At 69.5% G+C, this 21162-nt stretch carries 18 protein-coding genes, 3 tRNA genes and 1 pseudogene; 19 read left to right on the forward strand and 3 right to left on the reverse strand.

Translation table 11 applies throughout. From position 1 onward, the window contains the following. The first annotated feature begins 44 nt into the window (after window positions 1-44). Window positions 45-836 carry a TrmH family RNA methyltransferase gene (locus M3190_RS08675; RefSeq protein ID WP_251580573.1) on the forward strand — a complete coding sequence of 264 codons (792 nt, stop codon included), beginning with the start codon at window positions 45-47 and terminating at the stop codon, window positions 834-836. Window positions 837-857: 21 nt separating this feature from the next. Here M3190_RS08675 and M3190_RS08680 read toward each other — a convergent pair whose 3' ends face one another. Beyond that, complete coding sequence (locus tag M3190_RS08680; protein WP_251580574.1) at window positions 858-1700, reverse strand: SGNH/GDSL hydrolase family protein; 843 nt, start codon at window positions 1698-1700, stop codon at window positions 858-860. 100 nt (window positions 1701-1800) lie between these two features. Between M3190_RS08680 and M3190_RS08685 the strand changes: the two genes are divergently transcribed. The 5 genes from M3190_RS08685 to M3190_RS08705 all read left to right on the forward strand — a co-directional run bounded on the left by M3190_RS08685 (window position 1801) and on the right by M3190_RS08705 (window position 7248). Next, window positions 1801-3657: a DEAD/DEAH box helicase gene (locus tag M3190_RS08685; protein WP_251580575.1), complete on the forward strand. Its 1857-nt coding sequence runs from the start codon at window positions 1801-1803 to the stop codon at window positions 3655-3657. Between the two features lie 82 nt (window positions 3658-3739). Beyond that, window positions 3740-4843 carry a VIT1/CCC1 transporter family protein gene (locus M3190_RS08690; protein ID WP_251580576.1) on the forward strand — a complete coding sequence of 368 codons (1104 nt, stop codon included), beginning with the start codon at window positions 3740-3742 and terminating at the stop codon, window positions 4841-4843. 91 nt (window positions 4844-4934) lie between these two features. Continuing rightward, window positions 4935-5019 (forward strand) — tRNA-Leu (locus M3190_RS08695). Between the two features lie 86 nt (window positions 5020-5105). After that, the gene (locus M3190_RS08700) at window positions 5106-6404 is read left to right on the forward strand and encodes a M20/M25/M40 family metallo-hydrolase (protein WP_251580577.1); all 1299 of its coding nucleotides are present in this window, start codon (window positions 5106-5108) and stop codon (window positions 6402-6404) included. Window positions 6405-6414: 10 nt separating this feature from the next. Then, window positions 6415-7248: an undecaprenyl-diphosphate phosphatase gene (locus tag M3190_RS08705; protein ID WP_251580578.1), complete on the forward strand. Its 834-nt coding sequence runs from the start codon at window positions 6415-6417 to the stop codon at window positions 7246-7248. 6 nt (window positions 7249-7254) lie between these two features. Here the strand turns inward: M3190_RS08705 and M3190_RS08710 are convergent, their stop codons facing one another. After that, window positions 7255-8118, reverse strand: coding sequence for a PAC2 family protein (locus tag M3190_RS08710; RefSeq protein WP_251580579.1), 864 nt, complete (start codon window positions 8116-8118; stop codon window positions 7255-7257). A 78-nt stretch (window positions 8119-8196) separates the two neighbouring features. Between M3190_RS08710 and M3190_RS08715 the strand changes: the two genes are divergently transcribed. The 8 genes from M3190_RS08715 (at window position 8197) to M3190_RS08750 (ending at window position 16441) form a co-directional block, all read left to right on the forward strand. After that, window positions 8197-8877: an HAD family hydrolase gene (locus tag M3190_RS08715; RefSeq protein WP_251580580.1), complete on the forward strand. Its 681-nt coding sequence runs from the start codon at window positions 8197-8199 to the stop codon at window positions 8875-8877. Beyond that, a complete protein-coding gene (locus tag M3190_RS08720; RefSeq protein WP_251580581.1) occupies window positions 8874-9887 on the forward strand; it encodes a tRNA (adenine-N1)-methyltransferase in 1014 nt (337 codons plus the stop codon). Before M3190_RS08715 ends, M3190_RS08720 begins: the two co-directional genes overlap by 4 nt. A gap of 4 nt (window positions 9888-9891) precedes the next feature. After that, window positions 9892-10857 carry an FKBP-type peptidyl-prolyl cis-trans isomerase gene (locus M3190_RS08725; RefSeq protein WP_251580582.1) on the forward strand — a complete coding sequence of 322 codons (966 nt, stop codon included), beginning with the start codon at window positions 9892-9894 and terminating at the stop codon, window positions 10855-10857. 44 nt (window positions 10858-10901) lie between these two features. Next, window positions 10902-11900: a helix-turn-helix transcriptional regulator gene (locus tag M3190_RS08730; RefSeq protein WP_251580583.1), complete on the forward strand. Its 999-nt coding sequence runs from the start codon at window positions 10902-10904 to the stop codon at window positions 11898-11900. Further along, complete coding sequence (locus M3190_RS08735; RefSeq protein WP_251580584.1) at window positions 11897-12856, forward strand: helix-turn-helix transcriptional regulator; 960 nt, start codon at window positions 11897-11899, stop codon at window positions 12854-12856. Before M3190_RS08730 ends, M3190_RS08735 begins: the two co-directional genes overlap by 4 nt. 57 nt (window positions 12857-12913) lie before the next feature. Continuing rightward, window positions 12914-13168 (forward strand): Sec-independent protein translocase subunit TatA, encoded by a 255-nt coding sequence (tatA, locus tag M3190_RS08740; RefSeq protein ID WP_251580585.1) that lies wholly within the window; start codon window positions 12914-12916, stop codon window positions 13166-13168. Window positions 13169-13229: 61 nt separating this feature from the next. After that, window positions 13230-13985 (forward strand): twin-arginine translocase subunit TatC, encoded by a 756-nt coding sequence (gene tatC / locus M3190_RS08745; RefSeq protein WP_251581251.1) that lies wholly within the window; start codon window positions 13230-13232, stop codon window positions 13983-13985. Continuing rightward, a complete protein-coding gene (locus M3190_RS08750; RefSeq protein ID WP_251580586.1) occupies window positions 13982-16441 on the forward strand; it encodes a DEAD/DEAH box helicase in 2460 nt (819 codons plus the stop codon). Before tatC ends, M3190_RS08750 begins: the two co-directional genes overlap by 4 nt. 14 nt (window positions 16442-16455) lie before the next feature. On the opposite strand, the gene M3190_RS08755 is transcribed toward M3190_RS08750, so the two are convergent. Further along, window positions 16456-16529, reverse strand: a tRNA-Gly gene (locus M3190_RS08755). A gap of 94 nt (window positions 16530-16623) precedes the next feature. On the opposite strand from M3190_RS08755, the gene M3190_RS08760 reads away from it, so the two are divergent. From M3190_RS08760 to clpX, 5 genes and pseudogenes are all read left to right on the forward strand, one after another. Beyond that, a tRNA-Pro gene (locus M3190_RS08760) sits at window positions 16624-16700 on the forward strand. A gap of 68 nt (window positions 16701-16768) precedes the next feature. Then, entirely contained in the window at window positions 16769-18295 is a 1527-nt protein-coding gene (tig, locus tag M3190_RS08765; RefSeq protein ID WP_251580587.1) for a trigger factor, read from the forward strand. 153 nt (window positions 18296-18448) lie between these two features. Then, window positions 18449-19045 (forward strand): annotated as a pseudogene (locus M3190_RS08770) (ATP-dependent Clp protease proteolytic subunit); the annotation flags it as partial. A gap of 20 nt (window positions 19046-19065) precedes the next feature. Next, window positions 19066-19731 carry an ATP-dependent Clp protease proteolytic subunit gene (locus M3190_RS08775; protein ID WP_251580589.1) on the forward strand — a complete coding sequence of 222 codons (666 nt, stop codon included), beginning with the start codon at window positions 19066-19068 and terminating at the stop codon, window positions 19729-19731. Between the two features lie 129 nt (window positions 19732-19860). Next, a complete protein-coding gene (gene clpX, locus M3190_RS08780) occupies window positions 19861-21129 on the forward strand; it encodes an ATP-dependent Clp protease ATP-binding subunit ClpX (protein WP_251580590.1) in 1269 nt (422 codons plus the stop codon). The last annotated feature ends 33 nt before the right edge of the window (window positions 21130-21162 follow it).

Raw genomic sequence — 21162 nt, forward strand, 5'->3', positions numbered from 1 at the left:
TTTCACGAGGATCACGTGAGGGACGAGCGTGACAGCATGGCACTATGACGACGATCCGGATCGACGATCCCGCCGATCCGCGCCTGTCGGACTATCGCGATCTGACCGACACGGCGCTGCGGCGCGTCACCGAGCCCGCCGACGGTCTGTACATCGCCGAGTCGGCGAAGGTGATCGGGCGGGCCGTCGCGGCCGGTCACCGGCCTCGGTCCGTGCTGGTGCAGGAGAAGTGGCTGGATGACGCGCGCCCGCTCGCCGGCGACGCCCCGGTCTACGTCGTCCCCGACTCCGTCGCCGAGGCCCTCACGGGATTCGCCGTCCACCGGGGTGCGCTCGCCGCGATGCAGCGCCCCGCGCTCCCGAACCCGGCCGCCCTCCTGGAAGGGGCGCGGACGGTGGTCGTCCTGGAGGACATCGTCGACCACACGAACGTCGGTGCCGCCTTTCGCGCCGCCGCCGCGCTCGGTGCAGACGCCGTCCTCGTCACTCCGCGCTGCGGCGACCCCCTGTATCGCCGGAGCGTCCGGGTGAGCATGGGGACCGTCTTCCAGGTGCCGTGGGCGCGCCTGCCCGAGTGGGATGCTGCGGCGGCGCTGTTCTCGGCTTCCGGCATCCACGTCGCGGCGCTCGCGCTGTCGGAGGACGCCGTCGCTCTCGACGCATTCGCCACGGCGCGCCCGGAGCGACTCGCCGTCCTGATGGGGTCCGAGGGTGACGGCCTGTCGGCCGCCGCGCTCGCCGCAGCGGACACCGTGGTGACGATCCCGATGTCCGGCGGCGTCGATTCGCTCAACGTCGCCTCGGCGGCCGCCGTCGCGCTCTGGGCGCTGCGCTGAGGATCCGCGCGCTGGGACGGGTCAGTCCGTCGGCGCCCCCGGCGAGAAGGGCAGCGCATCTGGCCGCTTGGCCGTGATGTTGTCGCCGGACGACTGGTGTCGCAGTCGCCGCAGCACCCACGGCACGAGGTACTCGCGTGCCCACACCAGGTCGTTCGCGCGTGCGGCTCGCCATGTCGTGGGGGGAACCGCCTCCGGCGCCATCGGCTGCAGGTCGTTCGGGACGTTCAGGACGCGCAGCACCATGCGGGCGACCTCGTGGTGGCCGAGTGTGTTGTAGTGCAGCCGGTCGTCGTCGAAGAACCGCATGTCCTGCACTTCTTTGAGCGCCCACTGGTCGGCCACGATGCAGTCGTAACGGTCCGCGATCGCGCGGATGTTCTCGTTGTAGATCGCCACCCGCCCGCGGATGCCGCGGAAGACCGGCGTGAACTCGGTGTCGATCGCCGTGAAGACGAGGAGCGTCGCGCCCTGCGAGGACAGCCGGGCGACGGCATCCTCGAACAGCTCCGCGACGGCGTCGGGGTCGCCCTGCGGCCGGATGACGTCGTTGCCACCCGCGGACAGCGTGATGAGGTCCGGCTTGAGGGCCAGCGCCGGTTCGATCTGATCGTCGACGATCTGGCGGATCAGCCTGCCCCGGATGGCGAGGTTCGCGTAGGCGAAGTCGTCGACCTGCGACGCCAGGACCGCTGCGACCCGATCCGCCCACCCCCGGTGCTCGCCGGGACGATCGGGATAGGGGTCGCCGATCCCCTCGGTGAACGAGTCGCCGATGGACACCATCCGTCGCCAGGGATGGGTGCTCGGGTTGGGGACGTAGGGCGAACGGTTCGCGTCGGGCCCCGAGTCGATGTCGCGCATGGCACCTCCGCTTCGAGGCTACCCGTCCGACCTCCGCGGCCAGGAGCGCCGTCGTCCGGGAGAGGACCCGATGTCCGCCGGAGGATTAGGGTGGATCGACGTGACGAGCGAGACGACGAACGAAGAGGGGGCGGCTTCGCAGGAGCCTCACTTCGGGAGTTTCGCCGCCGAGCACCTCTCGCCCGCCTTCCCGCAGCGCGCGCCGTGGGGAACGGCACAGAACCTGCGCGCCTGGCAGGCCGAGGCCCTCGAGCAGTACTTCGAGGCGGACGGCCCCGACGGCGTGGGCCGCGGACCACGGGACTTCCTCGCCGCCGCGACACCGGGCGCCGGCAAGACCACGTTCGCCCTCCGACTGGCGAGCGAGCTGCTGCGGCGGCAGGTGATCGACCGCATCATCGTGGTCGCGCCGACCGAGCACCTGAAGACGCAGTGGGCGGATGCCGCGGCCCGCGTCTCCATCCGCCTCGACCCTCGTTTCAGCAACAGGCACTACTCGCCGGCGCGGCAATACCACGGTGTCGCCGTGACCTACGCCCAGGTCGCCGTCAAGGCGTCGGTGCACGAGCGTCTCGTGCTCGACTCGCGGTCCCTCGTCATCCTCGACGAGGTGCATCACGGCGGTGACGCGCTGAGCTGGGGCGACGCCCTCCGCGAGGCCTACGGCCGCGCGACCCGACGTCTGCTGCTGTCGGGCACTCCGTTCCGCAGCGACACGGCACCCATCCCGTTCGTCGAGTACCACCCGAACGACAAGGGGATCCGCATCTCGCGGACCGACTACAACTACGGCTACGGTCGCGCGCTCGCCGATGGCGTCGTCCGTCCCGTGCTGTTCCACGTCTACGCCGGTCAGATGAAGTGGCGGACCAAGGCGGGAGACGAGTACGAGGCGCACCTCGGCCAGGACAACACGAAGGACATCAACGCGCAGGCGTGGCGGACCGCCCTGAATCCCGAGGGGGAGTGGATCTCGGCCGTCCTGCGCTCCGCCGACCGGCGGCTGAGCGAGGTCCGACAGGACGTTCCGGATGCCGGGGGCCTCGTCATCGCCACCGACCAGACGGCGGCGAGGGCATACGCCGCGATCCTGCGCGACATCACGGGGGAGCCCACCACCGTGGTGCTCTCCGACGACAAGGCCGCATCGGGCCGCATCGAGACCTTCTCGCAGTCGACGACGCGGTGGATGGTCGCGGTGCGGATGGTGTCCGAGGGTGTCGACGTGCCGCGTCTGGCCGTCGGCGTGTACGCGACGAGCGCCTCGACGCCGCTCTTCTTCGCCCAGGCCATCGGTCGCTTCGTGCGCGCTCGCCGCCGGGGTGAAGCGGCATCCGTCTTCCTCCCGAACGTCCCGCAGCTGCTGGCCCTCGCGAACGAGATGGAGCGTGAGCGCGACCACGCGCTCGACCGTGAGGAGTCCGACGACGACGGTCTCGAGGACTCGCTGCTGGAGGAGGCCGAGCGCGACGACAAGGCCTCGGACGCACTCCTCGAGGAGGGCAGCTACCAGGCACTGGGGTCCACGGCCCACTTCGACCGTGTGCTGTACGACGGCAAGGAGTTCGGGCAGCTCGCCGTCCCCGGCACGCTCGAGGAGGAGGAGTTCCTCGGGATCCCCGGGCTTCTCGAACCCGAGCACGTGCACGAGCTCCTCATGCAGCGGCAGTCGCGACAGACGCGCCACCGTCATGCCCGTGAGGCCCAGGAGAAGGTGAGGGGCGAGGCGACCGGCGAGGCCGAGAACACGCTGCCGCCGGCCCTGCACCGCACGCTCCGCGAACAACGGCAGCTGCTGAACAGCCTCGTGGGGCTGTATGCCCGACAGAGCGGCGAACCCCACGGCGCCGTCCACGCCGAGCTGCGTCGCGTGTGCGGCGGGCCCGAGGTGGCGCGGGCGACCGTCGCCCAACTGCAGGCGCGCATCGACGTCCTGCGGCGACGCGTGCACTCCTGACCCCCCTTCGGATCCCCGAAATGCTGGCAGTTCCGGCCTTCCGGCGGTGGACGACGCGTGTGCTGGCTACCGTGAAAGGGACATGAGCACGACGAACGCGACGCCCCTGCCCGACGCCACTCCTCGCGATCGTCGGCGGTGGGCCTCCTACCTCGCCGATGAACGCGCCGAGGCGCGCGTGTACCGCGAGCTCGCCGCGCGGAGGTCGGGGGAGGAGCGCGAGATCCTCACGGCGCTGGCCGACGCCGAAGGGCGTCATGAGGCGCACTGGCTGGAGCTGCTGGGGGGCGAGCCGTCACGGCTGCCGCGCGCGTCGCTCCGCACGCGGATGCTCGCCGGCATGGCCCGCAGGTTCGGCTCGATCTTCGTCCTGGCGCTCGCCCAGAACGCAGAGAACCGGTCGCCCTATGACGATGACCCGCACGCCACCCCCGCGATGCGCGCCGATGAGAAGATCCACGGCGAGGTCGTCCGTGGTCTCGCCGCCCGCGGCCGGATGCGCCTGTCGGGCACCTTCCGGGCCGCGGTGTTCGGCGCGAACGACGGCCTGGTGTCCAACCTCGCCCTCGTCATGGGCATCGGGGCGACCGGCGTCGCACCGCAGTTCGTCCTCTTCAGCGGCATCGCGGGTCTGCTCGCCGGCGCTCTGTCGATGGCGGCCGGCGAGTTCGTCTCGGTGCGCTCTCAGCGCGAGCTGATCGAGGCGACACACCCGAACAACGACACCGACCACGTCCTGCCCGACCTCGACCTCGATGCGAACGAACTCGCCCTCGTGTACCGGACGCGCGGACTCGACGAGGACGACGCCCTGGCGCGCGCCCGCAAGGTGATCGCGACCGCCCAGGCCAGCGATCGAGCCGTACCGTACCGACGTGCGGCCGAGCCGCCCGCCGACCTCGAGTCCGTCGGCTCGGCGTTCGGCGCCGCGGCATCCAGTTTCGCGTTCTTCGCCTCCGGTGCCGTCATCCCGGTGCTGCCCTGGATCTTCGGTCTCTCCGGACTCTCCGCTGTCGTCCTCGCGCTCGCGCTCGTCGGGCTCGCTCTCCTGCTCACCGGTGCCACCGTCGGCCTGCTGTCGGGTGCGCCGCCGCTGCGTCGCGGCCTGCGGCAGCTCGCCATCGGCTTCGGGGCGGCGGCGATCACCTACCTGCTGGGACTGCTGTTCGGCGTCTCCGCGGCGTAGCCGCGCCGATTATCGACAGCGGTCAGAACGTGCTACTGTCGATCCTCGGTTGCGAAACCGAAATCCCCGAGGAAACGACGGGAAAAACTCTGCGCGGGTGGCGGAATAGGTAGACGCGCTAGCTTGAGGTGCTAGTGCCCGAATAGGGCGTGGGGGTTCAAGTCCCCCCTCGCGCACAGAGTCGAAATGGGTCCCGAGAGGGGCCCATTTCTCGTCTCCGCGGTCGGCGGTGACGCCGGATCGAACGGGTAGCGTGGGCGGCATGACCGCTCCCGACGATCTGCCCGAGGTTGCGCGCGTCGCGCGCGATCTGATCCGTTTCGACACGACGAACTACGGCGAAGGTCGCGCGAAGGGCGAGCGCGAGGCGGCCGAGTACGTCGGTGCCCACCTCGAGTCGCTCGGCCTGACCCCGGAGTACTACGAGCCGGTCCCGCGTCGGACGAACGTCACGGCACGGGTGCCGGGGCGTGACCCCGACAAGCCCGCCCTCATCCTCCACGGGCACCTCGACGTCGTCCCGGCCGTCGCGGACGACTGGAGCGTCGATCCCTTCGAGGGTGTCGTCAAGGACGGGATGCTGTGGGGTCGTGGCGCCGTCGACATGAAGGACATGGACGCCATGATCCTGACCTCCGTGGGCGACCTGCTGCGGGCGGGGGAGCAGCCCGAACGAGACCTCATCCTGACCTTCTTCGCCGACGAGGAGAACGGCGGCGTCGAGGGATCGCAGCTCGTGGTCCGCGATCGAGCGGAGTGGTTCGCCGGCGCGACCGAGGCGATCAGCGAGGTCGGCGGCTACTCGATCGCGGTGGGCGATGAGCGCGCCTACCTGCTGCAGGTGGGCGAGAAGGCGCTGATCTGGATCCGGCTGCATGCGACCGGTCAGGCGGGGCACGGCAGTCGGCACCACCCCGACAACGCCGTCACGCGTCTGGCCGAGGCGGTCTCCGCCCTCGGCCGCACCGGGTGGCCGATCGAGCTCACCTCGACGACCCGGCAACTCGTCGGCTCGCTCGCCGACCTGTCGGGGACCCTGGCCGACGACCCCGACGCCGTCGCCGACACGGCGGGCGCGGCATCCGCCTTCCTGCGCTCCACCTTCCGGACCACCACGAACCCCACCGGACTGACCGCCGGGTACAAGCACAACGTGATTCCGGATGCCGCGACGGCCGCGATCGACATCCGCACCCTCCCGGGACACGAGGATCAGGTGCTCGCGCAGGTGCAGCGCATCGTCGGCGACGACATCCGCATCGAGGTCGTCCACCGCGACATCGGCCTCGAAGTCCCCTTCGCCGGCGATCTCGTGGATGCGATGGTCGGCGCGCTGGGCCGGCATGATCCCGGGATCCCGGTCATCCCGTACCTTATGGGTGGAGGGACCGACAACAAGGCCCTCGCCGAGCTCGGCATCGCCGGGTTCGGGTTCGCACCGCTGCGGCTGCCCACCGATCTCGACTTCACGGGGATGTTCCACGGTGTCGATGAGCGCGTTCCGATCGATGCGCTGGTCTTCGGGCAGCGGGTGCTCACCGACCTGATCCGCTCGTACTGAAAGGCCGCGCATGTCGATCCTCGAGGCCATCATCCTGGGCATCGTCCAGGGACTGACGGAGTTCCTGCCGATCTCGTCGAGTGCTCACCTGCGCATCGTGGGCGAATTCCTGCCGTCGGCCGAGGATCCGGGTGCGACCTTCACCGCCATCACGCAGATCGGCACCGAGCTGGCGGTGCTCGTGTACTTCTGGAGCCGCATCACGCGGATCATCGCCGCGTGGGCGAAGTCGCTGACCGGTGCGGTGCCGCGCACCGATCCGGACGCCCGCATGGGATGGATCGTCATCATCGGCACGATCCCGATCGGTGTGCTCGGCTTCCTGTTCCAGGACGTGATCCGCGACACGTTCCGCAACCTCTGGCTCGTCGCTGTGGTCCTCATCGTGTTCGGGCTCATCCTCGGCGCCGCCGACGCTCTGGGCACGCGCGTGCGCACCGAGAAGGACCTGACGATGGGGCACGGCCTCGCCCTCGGCTTCGCGCAGGCCCTCGCGCTCATCCCCGGTGTCTCGCGTTCCGGTGCGACCACGACGGCCGGTCTCGCTCTCGGCTACACGCGGCCCGCGGCTGCGGAGGTCGCGTTCCTCCTTGCGGTGCCGGCTGTCTTCGGCAGCGGCCTGTACGAGCTGCTCCAGGCAATCCGCGAACCGGGAGAGTCCCCGTTCACCCTCGTCGAGACGGGTGTCGCGACGGTCGTGTCGTTCGGCGTCGGTCTCGCGGTCATCGCGTACCTCATGCGCTACCTGAAGCGCGGCAGCTTCCTGCCGTTCGTGCTCTACCGCGTCGTGCTGGGCGTCGTCCTGATCATCCTGCTCGCCACCGGGGTGCTGCAGGCGTACTGAGCCGGGTCAGCGGCGGGGGTCGTCCTTCGGCCCGCGCGGTCCGTCGCCCCGGCGGCGCAGGTAGCGCTCGAACTCCTGCGCGATGGCGTCGCCCGACGCCTCAGGGGAGTCCCACGCGTCACGTGTGGTCTCGAGCTGGCGGATGTACTCCGTCATCTCCTCGTCGTCCGCCGCCGCCGCGTCGATGGACGCCTCCCATGCGAGCGCATCGGCCGGCAGCGTGCCACGCGAGATCGTCGCGCCGGTGATCTCCTCGACCTTGTCCAGCAGTGCGAGCGTCGCTTTGGGGGACGGCGTGTGGCCGCCGACGTAGTGCGGGATGCTCGCCCAGAGACCGGCGGAGGGGATGCCGGCTGCGTCACCGGCCGCGGCAAGGGCCGACAGGATGCCCACCGGGCCTTCGTAGGTGGACCGCTCGAGCCCCAGCGTGGAGCGGAGCTCCTCGTTCTCGGAACCGGCGAAGACCGAGATGGGGCGGGTGTGAGGGACGTCGCTCATCATCGAGCCGAGGGCGACGATCCCCGTGATGTCCTCCCGCAGTGCCGCGTCGACGACCTCGGCCGCGAACGCCTGCCAGGCGCGTGCGGGCTCGGTGCCGGTGAGCAGCCACAGGTCGGGTCCGTCTTCGCGCGGCGCGATCGGGCGCCAGAGCGTCGCCTCCGGCCAGACCAGGCGGCGGGCGCCGTCGGCATCGATCTGCATCTGCGGTCGGGTGTACTGATAGTCGAAGTACAGCTCCGGATCGACACCGAAGGCCTTCTCGTACGTGCCCGACGAGCGCAGCTGCGCGACCGCAGCAGTCGCGGCCTCTCCGGCGTCGTTCCAGCCGTCGACGGCGATCACGAGCACCCGCTGTCCCAGTCCCTGCACGGACGTCCTCTCTGTCGGTACCCCCACGATACGCCGACCGCCGCGGGGCGGGCGGAACCCCTCGCATAGCATTGACCGGTGACTTCCCCCCTTCCCGCCGCGGTCCTCTGGGACATGGACGGCACCCTCGTCGACACCGAGCCCTACTGGATGGCCGCCGAGACCCCGCTCGTCGAGCGCTTCGGCGGCACCTGGACGCATGAGGATGGCCTGGCGATGGTGGGCATGGGGCTCGCGGACGCCGCGCGTGTCCTGCAGGCCGCCGGTGTCCGCCTCGAGGTCGACGAGATCGTCGCCCACCTGACCGATGAGGTCATGCGCCGGCTGCGGGAGGACGGAGTGCCCTTCCGCCCCGGCGCCCGTGAACTGCTCCGAGCCTTGCGGGAGTCGGGCGTCCCGACGGCACTGGTGACGATGTCCATGAGTCGGATGGCGAAGGTGATCACGGAGCTCATCGACTTCGACGCCTTCGACGTCGTGATCGGCGGTGACGAGGTCACCCACCCGAAGCCGCACCCCGCCCCGTATCTGCAGGCGTGCGCCGCCCTGGGCGTCGACCCGGCGGACACGGTCGCCTTCGAGGACTCCGTCACCGGCACGACGTCCGCGGTCGCTGCCGGGACGGTGACCGTCGGCATCCCGCACATGGTCCCTCTCGACGGCGTCGGCGCGCACGAGCTGTGGCCGACCCTCGACGGGCGGACGGTCGCGGATGTCGCCGATGTGCTCGAGCGCGTCCGTCGGGGGGTGGACGCGTGAGCGACGACCTGCGCCCGAGCGGCCCGTTCCGGCTGGGGGACCGTGTGCAGCTGACCGGTCCCAAGGGTCGCATGCACACCGTCACGCTCCGGGAGGGCGGCGAGCTCCACACCCATCACGGCGTGCTGCGCCACGAGTCGATCATCGGCCAGCCCGACGGCTCGGTCGTCGTGAACAGCGGCGGCCACGAATACCTGGCGCTGCGTCCGCTCCTGCGCGACTTCGTCATGTCGATGCCGCGCGGCGCCGCGATCGTCTACCCGAAGGATGCCGCGCAGATCCTCGCCTCCGCCGACATCTTCCCCGGCGCCACCGTCGTGGAGGCGGGCGTCGGGTCGGGAGCGCTGTCGCTGTGGCTGCTGCGCGCGATCGGCCCCTCCGGCCGCTTGCTGTCGTTCGAGCGCCGTGAGGAGTTCTCCGACGTGGCCGAGGCCAACGTGGAGACCTTCCTCGGCCACTATCCGGACGCGTGGCGCGTCGTCGTCGGAGATCTCGCGGAGGAGCTGCCCCAGGTCGCCGAACCCGGGACCGTCGACCGCGTCGTCCTCGACATGCTCGCGCCGTGGGAGTGCATCGATGTCGTCGCCGAGGCGCTCACGCCCGGCGGCGTCGTGCTCTGCTACATCGCGACGGCGACGCAGCTCAGCCGCGTCGCGGAGTACATCCGCCACTCGGGGCTGTTCACCGAGCCCGAGGCGACCGAGACGATGGTGCGCGGATGGCACGTCGAGGGACTCGCCGTGCGACCCGACCACCGGATGGTCGCCCACACCGGCTTCCTGCTCACCGCCCGTCGCCTCGCCCCCGGTGCGATGCCCCCGGATGTGCGCAAGCGCGCATTGAAGAAGCCGTCCTACGCCGACGCGGACGTCGAGGCCTGGACCCCCGGTGCGGTCGGCGATCGCGAGATCACGGACAAGAACCTCCGCAAGCGCGTGCGCGACGCGCAGCGTGCCGTGGAGGGGGCCCGACAGGCTGCCGAGGACCGCTCCGGCGAGACCGTAGACTGATCGAATGCGTCAGATCCCCGCTGCCGTGGCCGTTATCGGCCTGACCGCCCTGGCCCTCGTGGGCTGCGCCCCCACAGGCCCCGCCGACAGCGGCTGCGAGCGCGTCACCGTCCCGGCCTCGTCGCTCGACCTCGTGAACGTCACGGATGCCGAGCCGGCGCCGACGGCGACCACGACCGATCCGGTCTACGTCACCCGCACCTCCTTCACGGACGTCGCGACGGGATCGGGCACCCCGATCACCACGAGCACGCAGGACGTACAGCTCGGCATCACCCTCCTGGACGGCGCGACCGGGCAGCAGGTCCTGTCGGCTCCCACACGCGTGGTCCAGGTGAGCGTGCTCGAGCAGACCTTCCCGACCATCCTGGACGTCCTCGACTGCGCGCGTCCCGGTTCGCGCATCGTGTCGGCCATCCCCGCCAAGGATCTGAGCCCGGACCTCGTGAGCCAGATCGGCCTGTCCGAGTCGGAGGCTGCGGTCGTCGTCATCGACGTCAACACCGTCTTCCTCCCGGCGGCGAACGGTGTGCCGCAGTACGTCGACGGCAGCAACATCCCCACCGTCGTCCTCGCCCCCGACGGCACCCCGGGCATCATCGTCCCGGATGCGGTCGCGCCGGACGACCTCATCATCAAGACCCTGAAGAAGGGCGAGGGCGAGAAGCTCACGGCCGACTCGACGCCGCGCGTCAACTACACCGGCGTGCTCTGGAACACCGGAGAGGTGTTCGATTCCACGTGGGAGAAGGGGTCCCCGACGACGCTGTCGCTCGACGGTGTCGTCCCCGGCTTCCAGAAGGCGCTGGAGGGTCAGACCGTGGGTTCGCAGGTGCTGGCGGTCATCCCGCCGGACCAGGCCTACGGTGATCAGGCCTCGGGCGCGGTGCCCGCGAACTCGACTCTCGTCTTCGTGATCGACATCCTCGGGATCGACACGAGCGACGACGCCACGACCTCGACACAGTGAGCCTGCGCGGGGCCATCGAGCGGTCCCGCGCCTAGGATTGCCGTGTGCCCACCGATCCGATCCGCAGCGCGCCCGAGGAGCGTCTCGTCAACCTCGTCGTCGCGTTGCTCGCCACGGAGCAGGGGCTGACGAAGGACACGATCCTGTCGTCCGTCTCCGGCTATCGCGAGCAGGGCGCGGCCGGTGCGTCGAAGGACGCACTCGAGAAGATGTTCGAACGCGACAAGGACAGCCTGCGTTCACTCGGCGTCCCCATCGAGACGATCGGCGACTACGCCGATCCGGATGACCTCCGGGAAGCGCGCTATCGGATCCCGACCGCGGAGTACTCGCTGCCGGTCGACATCGACTTCACGCCGGCGGAGATCGCCGTGCTGAATCTGGCCGGCGGCGTGTGGGGCGAGAGCTCGATGTCGGTCTCGGCGCGCAGCGGCCTCCGCAAGATCCAGGCGCTCGGCATCGACGTCGACGCCCCCATCATCGGGTACGCGCCGCGCATCAGTCTGCGTGAGCCGTCGTTCACTCCGCTGCAGCGCGCGATCGAGCAGGGCCGGGTCGTCGAGTTCGACTACATCAAGGGCGGGTCGGATGCCGCTCACCGACGTCGCGTGCAGCCGTGGGCGCTCGTCGAGTACGAGGGTCGATGGCACGTGTACGGCTTCGACCTCCTACAGGACGCCGAGCGCACCTTCCTCCTGTCGCGCATCTCGTCGGACGTCGTCGTGACCCGCACGTCCTTCGACCTGTCCCTGCGCGACGGTGCCGGCGACAAGGCGATCGCGGGGCTCGAGGCCGTCGCGGAGCGACAGCGCGCCCTCGTCCAGGTGGAGCCGGGCACCGAAGCCGCGCTGCGACTGAACCGTCGCGCGGTCTCGGCCGACGCGAGCGGATGCCGGGTGCCCTACGTCGATGCACAGATCTTCGCCGATGAGCTCGCCTCCTACGGCCCCGAGGTCCGCGTGATCGAGCCCACTGAGCTGGCGGAGCTGGTCGTGGCGCGCCTGCGGCGGGCAGCCGATCTCCACGCGGGGGTCGCCGGATGAGCGCGCAGCCGCTGGTCGCCACCGACCGCGCGTCCCTGATCCTGCAGCTCGTGCCGTATCTGATCTCGAAGGGCGAGGTCACGGTCGAGGATGCCGCGAGGGACTTCGATGTCGTGCCGGACGAGATGCGGTCGATGGTCGAGAAGCTGACGGTGATCGGCCTCCCCGGTGACGGCGGCTTCTGGCAGATGGCGAACGACCTGTTCGACATCGACTGGGATCTGCTCGACGAGCAGGACACCATCTCGATCACCAACGCGGTGGCGCTCGAGCGCACGCCCCGGTTGACGGCTCGTGAGGCGGCCGCGCTGCTGGCCGGACTCCAGCTCGCGGCGAGCCTTCCCGGCGTGGGTGACAGCGGCGTCGTGCAGGGGCTGCTCGCCAAACTCGCCGCCGGTGCCGCCAGTGCGCCGGCGGAGGTCATCGTCGCGACCCCCGTGGTCGACGACGTCCGGACGACGGTGGCCGATGCCGTCCAGCGCGGTGTCGCGGTGTCGTTCGCGTACCGCGCACCGGACGCCCCTGTCACGACGCGCACGGTCGACCCCGTGAAGGTCCACATCGCCGACGGGCAGTGGTACCTGCAGGGGTGGTGCCATCTGCGGGAGGCCGTGCGTACCTTCCACCTCGACCGGGTCTCCGACGTGGTGCTCACCGACATCCCGAGCACGCACGGCTCGGACGCGCTGCCCGGTCTGTTCGAGCCGTCCGACACCGATGTGATCGTCGAACTCCGCTGCCGCAAGGACGTCGTCCCGCTGCTCGGCGAGTTCGCTGCGCGAGCGGCGGTCCGAGGCAAGGGCGACCAGCGCACGGTGAGTCTGCGCGTGGGCGACGAGCGCAGCCTGAAGCGGCTCGCCGCCCGCCTCGGCGGGGATGTCGAGATCCTTTCGCCGGCCACCGCGCGCGAGGCAGCCCGGGCCTGGGCGGAGGCGGGGCTCGCCCAGTACTCCTGAGGGCCGCCCGCGCCACCGGCGGTTAGACTGGAACCACTTCAACCCCGAGGAGCTTTCATGGGCGGTCTGCAGGGCTGGCATCTCATCGTCGTTCTGGCGGTGATCCTTCTTCTGTTCGGTGCGGCGAAACTGCCGGCGCTGGCGAAGAGCGTCGGTCAGTCGGCGCGTGTCTTCAAGGGCGAGATGAAGGCGATGAAGGAGGAGGACGGGCCGGCCGAGACGCCGACCCACCAGCCCCCGCAGGCTCCTTCCTCCGTCACCGGGCTGACGCCGCCACCGGCGCAGGGCCCATCGCAGGGCCCCACGCCCTGATTCGGTGACGACGACCGATCGGGACGCCGCGCGAGACGACGCCCCCTACCGGGACAAGCGGATGTCGCTCGGCGACCATCTGCGCGAGTTCCGCAAACGGCTGCTGATCGCCGCCGCGGCGCTCGTCGCGGGCATGATCGTCTCGTTCATCCTGACCGACGGGATCATCTGGGCGATGACGGAGCCCATCCGCATCGTCGCCGAGCGTCGCGGCGACGAGGATGCCGTCACCCTCATGTTCGCGACCGTGACATCCGCCTTCGACCTCCGCATCCGCATCTCCTTCGCCGTCGGCCTGCTCATCTCGGCGCCCGTCTGGCTGTGGCAGATCTGGGCCTTCCTCATGCCCGGGCTGACGCGGAAGGAAGTCCGCTACACCATCGGGTTCGTCGCCGCCGCGGTGCCGCTCTTCTTCGCAGGGACCTTCACGGGTTGGCTGATCCTTCCGCATCTCGTCGAGCTGATGGCCGGCTTCACACCCGTCGGTGCCTCCAACTTCTATGACGCGAAGTACTACTACGACTTCGTCTTCAAGCTCCTCCTCGTCGTGGGCGTCGCGTACGTCACACCCGTGTTCCTCGTGGCGCTGAACCTCGCCGGCGTCATGACAGGCCGCGAGATCATCAAGGGCTGGCGCGTCGCCATCGTCATCGCAACGGTGTTCGCCGGCGCCGCGACGCCTGCCGCCGACGTCGTCAGCATGCTCATCCTCGCCGGGATCCTCACGGTCCTCTTCTTCGCCGCCGCGGGCCTGTCGATGCTCTTCGATCGCCGAAAGCGCAAGCGCGACCAGGCGCTCCTCGGTCGGGCCGCATGACGGACCCCTCGGCGCGCTACGCACGCGCGCAGGCCTCGCGCCGGCATCCGATCTCCGCCTCCTTCGCCGCGTTGCAGCGGTTCGAGCTCGACCCGTTCCAGATCGAGGGCTGTCACGCGCTCGAGGAGGGGCGGAGTGTGCTCGTCGCCGCCCCCACCGGTGCGGGCAAGACCATCGTCGGCGAGTTCGCGATCCACCTCGCGATGCGCGAGCCGGGCGACAAGGCCTTCTACACGACGCCGATGAAGGCGCTGTCGAACCAGAAGTTCCGCGAGCTGCAGGAGGTTTACGGCGAGGGCGAGGTGGGGCTTCTCACCGGCGACACCAACATCAACGGGAACGCCCGCGTGGTCGTCATGACCACCGAGGTGCTCCGGAACATGCTGTACGCCGACTCGCCGGCGCTGCGCGGACTGCGCTACGTCGTCATGGACGAGGTGCACTACCTCGCCGACCGGTTCCGGGGTCCGGTGTGGGAAGAGGTCATCCTCCACCTGCCGCCCGCCGTGCGGCTGGTCTCGCTGTCGGCGACCGTCTCCAATGCGGAGGAGTTCGGCGATTGGCTCGACACGGTCCGCGGCGACACCGCGGTGATCGTCTCCGAGACCCGCCCGGTCCCACTGGAACAGCACGTCCTCGTGCGCGGAGACCTCCTGCCGCTGTTCGACGACCGCGCCGGGGTGGCGACCGCCCAGGTGAACCAGGAGCTCACCCGCATCCGCTCGCCCAAAGGCGCGCTCTACGAGAACAACCGTCGGGCGATGGAGTACCGCTCGCGCGGTGACCAGGAGAGGCGTCGCCCGCATCGTGGCGGTAAGCGGCCGCTCCGGCCGTCGACCGCGATGCGGATCGAGCGGATGGACCGCCCGCAGGTCGTCGAGCTCCTCGGCCGGTCGAATCTGCTGCCGGCGATCTTCTTCATCTTCAGCCGGGTCGGCTGCGACGCCGCGGTGCAGCAGGTGCGCCGCGCGGGAGTGCGACTGACGGACACCGCCGAGCGCGACGAGATCCGCTGGATCATCGACGAGCGCATGCGCCCGTTGCAGGACGAGGACCTGGGTGTGCTCGGGTACTGGGAGTGGCGCGACAACCTCGAGCGCGGCATCGCGTCCCACCACGCGGGGCTCCTGCCCGCCTTCAAGGAGGTCGTCGAGGAGCTCTTCCAGCGCAAGCTCGTGAAGGTCGTCTTCGCGACCGAGACGCTGGCGCTCGGGATCAACATGCCCGCCCGCACGGTCGTGCTCGAGAAGCTCGAGAAGTTCAACGGCGAGGCGCGTGTCGCGATCACCTCGGGGGAGTACACGCAGCTGACCGGTCGCGCGGGACGGCGCGGCATCGACGTCGAGGGCCATGCGGTCGTGCAGTGGACCGAGTCGCTCGACCCGCAGGCGGTGGCGGCGCTGGCGTCCCGCCGCACGTACCCGCTCAACTCGAGCTTCCGCCCGACGTACAACATGGCGGTCAACCTCATCGACCAGTTCGGACGTCCGCGCGCGCGGGAGATCCTCGAATCCTCGTTCGCGCAGTTCCAGGCCGATCGCGCCGTCGTGGGCCTCGCCCGTCAGGTGAAGGAGGCCGAGGCATCCCTCGCCGGATACGAGAAGGCGATGACGTGCGAGCTCGGCGACTTCGCCGAGTACTCCGGCATCCGTCGCGATCTCAGCGACGCCGAGAAGCTCAACCGGGCGGACCGGACGGCGCCGGCCCGCATCCGCCAGCAACGGCAGAACGAGATCCAGTCGCTGCGACGTCGGATGCAGCGGCACCCCTGTCACAGCTGCCCGGATCGCGAGGATCACGCGCGTTGGGCGGAGCGGTACTGGAAGCTCCGCCGGCGCACCGACCGGACGCGCCGTGACATCGAGACCCGCACCGGCACCGTCGCGCGGATCTTCGACCGCATCATCGACGTGCTCGCCGAGCTCGACTACGTCACGCTGGACGACGGCGCCGCATCCCTGACGGCGGCCGGCCGCACGATGCGCCGCATCTACGGTGAGCGGGATCTCCTGGTGGCGGAGTCGCTGCGCCGCGGACTGTGGCGGGACCTCGACCCCGCCGGGCTCGCAGCCCTCGCGTGCTGCCTCGTCTACGAGCCGCGCCGCGACGAGGCGGGGGAGTACCGGCTGCCCCGCGGGCCTTTCCGTGAGGCTCTCACCAAGACGCAGGACCTCTGGAGCCGACTCGACGACCTCGAGCAGGAGCACCACCTGCCCGGCACGGAGGCGATCGCGACAGGTCTCGCGCAGGCGATGAACTCGTGGGCCCGCGGTGCCTCGCTGGAGGTCGTCCTCACCGAGGCCGACATGGCGGCGGGCGACTTCGTCCGCTGGGCGAAGCAGACGATCGACCTGCTCGACCAGTTGTCGATCGTGGCGGATGCCGGTGTCGCGACGACCGCACGGAAGGCGCTGGACGCCGTGCGGCGCGGCATCGTGGCCTACAGCTCGGTGTGACGCGAGGCGTCTCGTGGAGGGGATGACGGGAATCGAACCCGCGTAATCAGTTTGGAAGACTGAGGCTCTACCATTGAGCTACATCCCCGTCGGCGCTGCGATGAGCGCCTCGACGAGTGTACCCGACATGGTCGGCTAGACTGACCAACGGCCGTTTTTCGGCGCTCGCCAGCGTGCGCGCCCGGGGCGTAGCTCAGCTTGGTAGAGCGCCCGCTTTGGGAGCGGGAGGCCGCAGGTTCAAATCCTGTCGCCCCGACCAACGGCCCCACGAACCCAGATCACCGAACGGACGCGCGCGTGCGCGGCCGGACAAGGAGAACGACAGGCATGGTCACCAGCACCGTCGAGCAGCTCACCCCCACCCGGGTGAAGCTCCACATCACGGTCACCCCGGAGGAGCTCAAGCCGAGCATCTCCCACGCGTACGAGCACATCGCGCAGGACGTGCAGATCCCCGGCTTCCGCAAGGGCAAGGTCCCGGCGCCGATCATCGACCAGCGCATCGGCCGTGAGGCCGTGCTCGAGCACGCCGTGAGCGAGGGCCTCGACGCGTTCTACCGCGAAGCCGTCACCGCGAACGAGGTCCGCATCGTCGGCCGCCCGGCCGCCGAGATCGTCGAGTGGCCGAGCACGAAGGACTTCTCCGGCGACCTCAAGGTCGAGGTCGAGGTGGACGTCCGCCCCGAGTTCGAGCTGCCCTCCTACGACGACATCACCATCGAGGTCGACGCCGTCGAGACCGATGAGGCCGCGGTCGACGCCGAGCTCGAAAAGCTGCGCAGCCGTTTCGGCACGCTCGTCACGGTCGACCGTCCGGCCAAGGCCGGCGACTTCGTCGAGCTGGACCTCGTCGCCACCATCGAGGGCAACGAGATCGACCGCGCGGAGGGCGTCTCCTACGAGGTCGGCTCCGGCGAGCTCCTCGAGGGCATCGACGAGGCCGTCGAGTCCCTCACCGCTGGTGAGGACACCACGTTCCGTTCGAAGCTCGTCGGCGGCGACCACGCCGGTGAAGAGGCCGAGGTCGCCGTGACCGTCAAGGCCGTCAAGGAGCGCGAGCTGCCCGAGGCCGATGACGACTTCGCACAGGTCGCCTCCGAGTTCGACACCATCGCCGAGCTCCGCGAGAGCCTCGTCGAGCGCGTCTCGGAGCAGGCCGTGTTCACGCAGGGCTCCGCCGCGCGCGACAAGCTCGTCGAGGCCCTCATCGAGAAGGCCGACATCCCCGTGCCGGCGAAGCTCGTCGAGGACGAGGTCCACGCCCACCTCGAGGGTGAGGGCCGTCTCGAGGACGACGTGCACCGCGCCGAGGTCACCGAGGCCAGCGAGAAGCAGTTCCGCACCCAGATGATCCTCGACAAGATCGCCGAGAAGCACGAGGTGCAGGTCTCCCAGGAGGAGCTCACGCAGTACCTCATCCAGTCGTCGGCGCAGTACGGCATGTCGCCGCAGGACTTCGTCAACGCGCTGCAGGAGGGAAACCAGATCCCCCTCATGGTCGGTGAGGTCGCGCGCAACAAGGCGCTCGCGATCGCGCTCGGCAAGGTCAACGTCGTCGACACCAACGGCAAGAAGGTCGACCTGGCCGGCTTCGCCGCGGAGGAGGACGAGACCGCCGACGAGGCCGCGGACGAGAAGCCGGCCGCCGAGAAGGCGCCCGCGAAGAAGGCTCCCGCGAAGAAGCCCGCGGCGAAGAAGGCGGATGCCGACGAGGCTGCGGACGAGAAGCCGGCCGCCAAGAAGGCTTCCGCGAAGAAGCCCGCCGCCAAGAAGGCCGACGCGGAGTCCGCCGAGGCTCCCGCGAAGAAGGCTCCGGCCAAGCGCGCGACCAAGAAGGCCGCCGACAGCGAGTGACCGTTTCGAAGGGCGGCGGGTGCCTCACGGCCCCGCCGTCCTTCGGCGTTTCCGGACGCCGAGAACGACGGATGCCCACGCCGGTATGCCCACGGCGAACACGGGCGAGGCGCTCGGAGCACGCCACTAGATTCGAAGCACGAACACGAATCCAGGAGAGCATCCATGGCTGAACCCCTTATGGCGACCAGTGTCTTCGACCGGCTGCTGAAGGACCGAATCATCTGGCTCGGTTCCGAGGTGCGCGACGAGAACGCGAACGAGATCTGCGCCAAGATCCTGCTGCTCGCGGCCGAGGATTCCGAGAAGGACATCTACCTCTACATCAACTCGCCCGGCGGGTCGATCACCGCCGGCATGGCGATCTACGACACGATGCAGTTCGTTCCGAACGACATCGTCACCGTGGGCATCGGGATGGCCGCCTCCATGGGCCAGCTCCTGCTGACGAGCGGCACCAAGGGCAAGCGCTACATCACGCCCAACGCCCGCGTGCTCCTGCACCAGCCCCACGGTGGTTTCGGCGGTACGGCCAGCGACATCCAGACCCAGGCGCAGCTGATCATCTCGATGAAGAACCGGCTCGCGGAGATCACCTCCGCCCAGACCGGCAAGTCCGTCGAGCAGATCAACGCCGACGGCGACCGCGACCGCTGGTTCACGGCCGAGGAGGCCCTCGAGTACGGCTTCGTCGACCACATCCGCGAACACGCCGCCGACGTCACCGGCGGCGGCGGGACCGAGAACTGAACGACCGGAGGACGAAGAGAATGAACACCCCCACTTTCGGTCGCCCGCAGGGCGTCGCGATGCCCTCGAGCCGCTACATCCTGCCGCAGTTCGAAGAGCGCACCGCCTACGGCTACAAGCGTCAGGACCCGTACAACAAGCTGTTCGAGGATCGCGTCATCTTCCTCGGCGTCCAGGTCGACGACGCGTCCGCCGACGATGTCATGGCGCAGCTGCTGGTCCTGGAGTCCATGGACCCCGACCGCGACATCATCATGTACATCAACTCGCCCGGTGGCTCGTTCACCGCCATGACGGCGATCTACGACACCATGCAGTACATCTCGCCCCAGGTGTCGACGGTCGTCCTCGGGCAGGCTGCTTCGGCGGCATCCGTGCTCCTGGCCGCAGGTGCCACCGGCAAGCGTCTCGCGCTGCCGAACGCCCGCATCCTCATGCACCAGCCCGCCGTCGGCGAGTCCGGTCACGGTCAGGCGTCGGACATCGAGATCCAGGCGGCGGAGATCCTCCGTATGCGCACCTGGCTCGAGGAGACGATGGCACGGCACACGAACCGCTCCGTCGAGCAGGTGAACAAGGACATCGATCGCGACAAGATCCTGTCTGCACAGGAGGCCCTGGAGTACGGCATCGTCGACCAGGTGCTGACCTCGCGCAAGCGCACCCCGGCCGCCATCACGGCGTGACGCCCGCACACGACGCCCCGCCGATCCGTCGGCGGGGCGTCGTCGTCCACACTCGTGTCGCAATCCGCCCCGTGCCCGGATCTGCGATTAGGCTCATCTCCACCGGCACGAAATCCTGAGGGGGACACCATGGCACGCATCGGTGAGAGCGCCGACCTGTTCAAGTGTTCCTTCTGCGGCAAAAGCCAGAAGCAGGTCCAGCAGCTGATCGCCGGTCCCGGCGTCTACATCTGCGACGAGTGCGTCGAACTCTGCAACGAGATCATCGAAGAGCGCATGGCCGAGTCCGGTGACGGCGAGGTCAAGGACTTCGATCTCCCCAAGCCGCGGGAGATCTTCAGCTTCCTCGAGGAGTACGTCGTCGGGCAGGACCCCGCGAAACGCGCGCTGTCGGTCGCCGTCTACAACCACTACAAGCGCGTCCGTGCCCGCAGCACGATCCAGTCCGCCGAGCAGCGGGCCGACGAGGTCGAGATCGCCAAGAGCAACATCCTGCTGCTGGGACCGACCGGATGCGGCAAGACCTACCTCGCGCAGACGCTCGCGAAGCGCCTCAACGTCCCGTTCGCCGTGGCGGATGCGACGGCTCTCACCGAGGCCGGCTACGTCGGCGAGGACGTCGAGAACATCCTGCTGAAGCTCCTGCAGGCGGCGGACTTCGACGTCAAGCGCGCCGAGACGGGCATCATCTACATCGACGAGGTCGACAAGATCGCCCGCAAGGCGGAGAACCCCTCGATCACGCGCGACGTCTCCGGCGAGGGCGTCCAGCAGGCGCTGCTGAAGATTCTCGAGGGCACCGTCGCCTCGGTCCCGCCGCAGGGCGGCCGCAAGCACCCGCACCAGGAGTTCATCCAGATCGACACGACGAACGTCCTGTTCATCGTGGCCGGTGCCTTCGCGGGTCTCGAGGACATCATCTCGTCGCGCGTCGGCAAGCACGGTGTCGGCTTCGGTGCCCCGCTGCAGGACAAGGAGCAGGAGCAGGACGTGTTCCGCGACGTCCTGCCCGAGGACCTGCACAAGTTCGGTCTGATTCCCGAGTTCATCGGCCGCCTCCCCGTCGTGACGACGGTGTCCCCGCTCGACCAGACGGCGCTCATCGAGATCCTGACCGGACCCAAGAACGCCTTCGTGAAGCAGTACCAGCGCATGTTCGAGCTGGACGGTGTCGAGCTCGAGTTCGAGGATGACGCGCTCCGCGCCGTCGCCGACCTCGCCGTCGCGCGCAAGACGGGTGCCCGTGGCCTGCGCGCGATCCTCGAGGACGTGCTCGGGCCGATCATGTTCGAGATCCCCTCCGCAGAGGACGTCGACAAGGTGGTCGTCACCCGTGCCGCCGTCGAGGACGGCGCGCCGCCCACCTTGGTGCTGCGTCAGAAGCGCAAGAGCGCCTGACACGCGCCGATGTCGTAAGCGGCGAGTAGCGTG

The organism is Microbacterium oleivorans (genome assembly GCF_023715745.1).
Taxonomy (GTDB): Bacteria; Actinomycetota; Actinomycetes; order Actinomycetales; family Microbacteriaceae; genus Microbacterium; species Microbacterium oleivorans_D.

What these genes read in the sequence shown, in the direction of transcription:
- M3190_RS08675 (WP_251580573.1), top strand. Translation starts at nt 45, where the DNA reads ATGACGACGATCCGGATCGACGATCCCGCCGATCCGCGCCTGTCGGAC.
- M3190_RS08680 (WP_251580574.1), bottom strand. Translation starts at nt 1,700, where the DNA reads ATGCGCGACATCGACTCGGGGCCCGACGCGAACCGTTCGCCCTACGTC.
- M3190_RS08690 (WP_251580576.1), top strand. Translation starts at nt 3,740, where the DNA reads ATGAGCACGACGAACGCGACGCCCCTGCCCGACGCCACTCCTCGCGAT.
- M3190_RS08700 (WP_251580577.1), top strand. Translation starts at nt 5,106, where the DNA reads ATGACCGCTCCCGACGATCTGCCCGAGGTTGCGCGCGTCGCGCGCGAT.
- M3190_RS08705 (WP_251580578.1), top strand. Translation starts at nt 6,415, where the DNA reads ATGTCGATCCTCGAGGCCATCATCCTGGGCATCGTCCAGGGACTGACG.
- M3190_RS08725 (WP_251580582.1), top strand. Translation starts at nt 9,892, where the DNA reads ATGCGTCAGATCCCCGCTGCCGTGGCCGTTATCGGCCTGACCGCCCTG.
- M3190_RS08735 (WP_251580584.1), top strand. Translation starts at nt 11,897, where the DNA reads ATGAGCGCGCAGCCGCTGGTCGCCACCGACCGCGCGTCCCTGATCCTG.
- tatA (WP_251580585.1), top strand. Translation starts at nt 12,914, where the DNA reads ATGGGCGGTCTGCAGGGCTGGCATCTCATCGTCGTTCTGGCGGTGATC.
- tatC (WP_251581251.1), top strand. Translation starts at nt 13,230, where the DNA reads ATGTCGCTCGGCGACCATCTGCGCGAGTTCCGCAAACGGCTGCTGATC.
- M3190_RS08750 (WP_251580586.1), top strand. Translation starts at nt 13,982, where the DNA reads ATGACGGACCCCTCGGCGCGCTACGCACGCGCGCAGGCCTCGCGCCGG.
- tig (WP_251580587.1), top strand. Translation starts at nt 16,769, where the DNA reads ATGGTCACCAGCACCGTCGAGCAGCTCACCCCCACCCGGGTGAAGCTC.
- M3190_RS08775 (WP_251580589.1), top strand. Translation starts at nt 19,066, where the DNA reads ATGAACACCCCCACTTTCGGTCGCCCGCAGGGCGTCGCGATGCCCTCG.
- clpX (WP_251580590.1), top strand. Translation starts at nt 19,861, where the DNA reads ATGGCACGCATCGGTGAGAGCGCCGACCTGTTCAAGTGTTCCTTCTGC.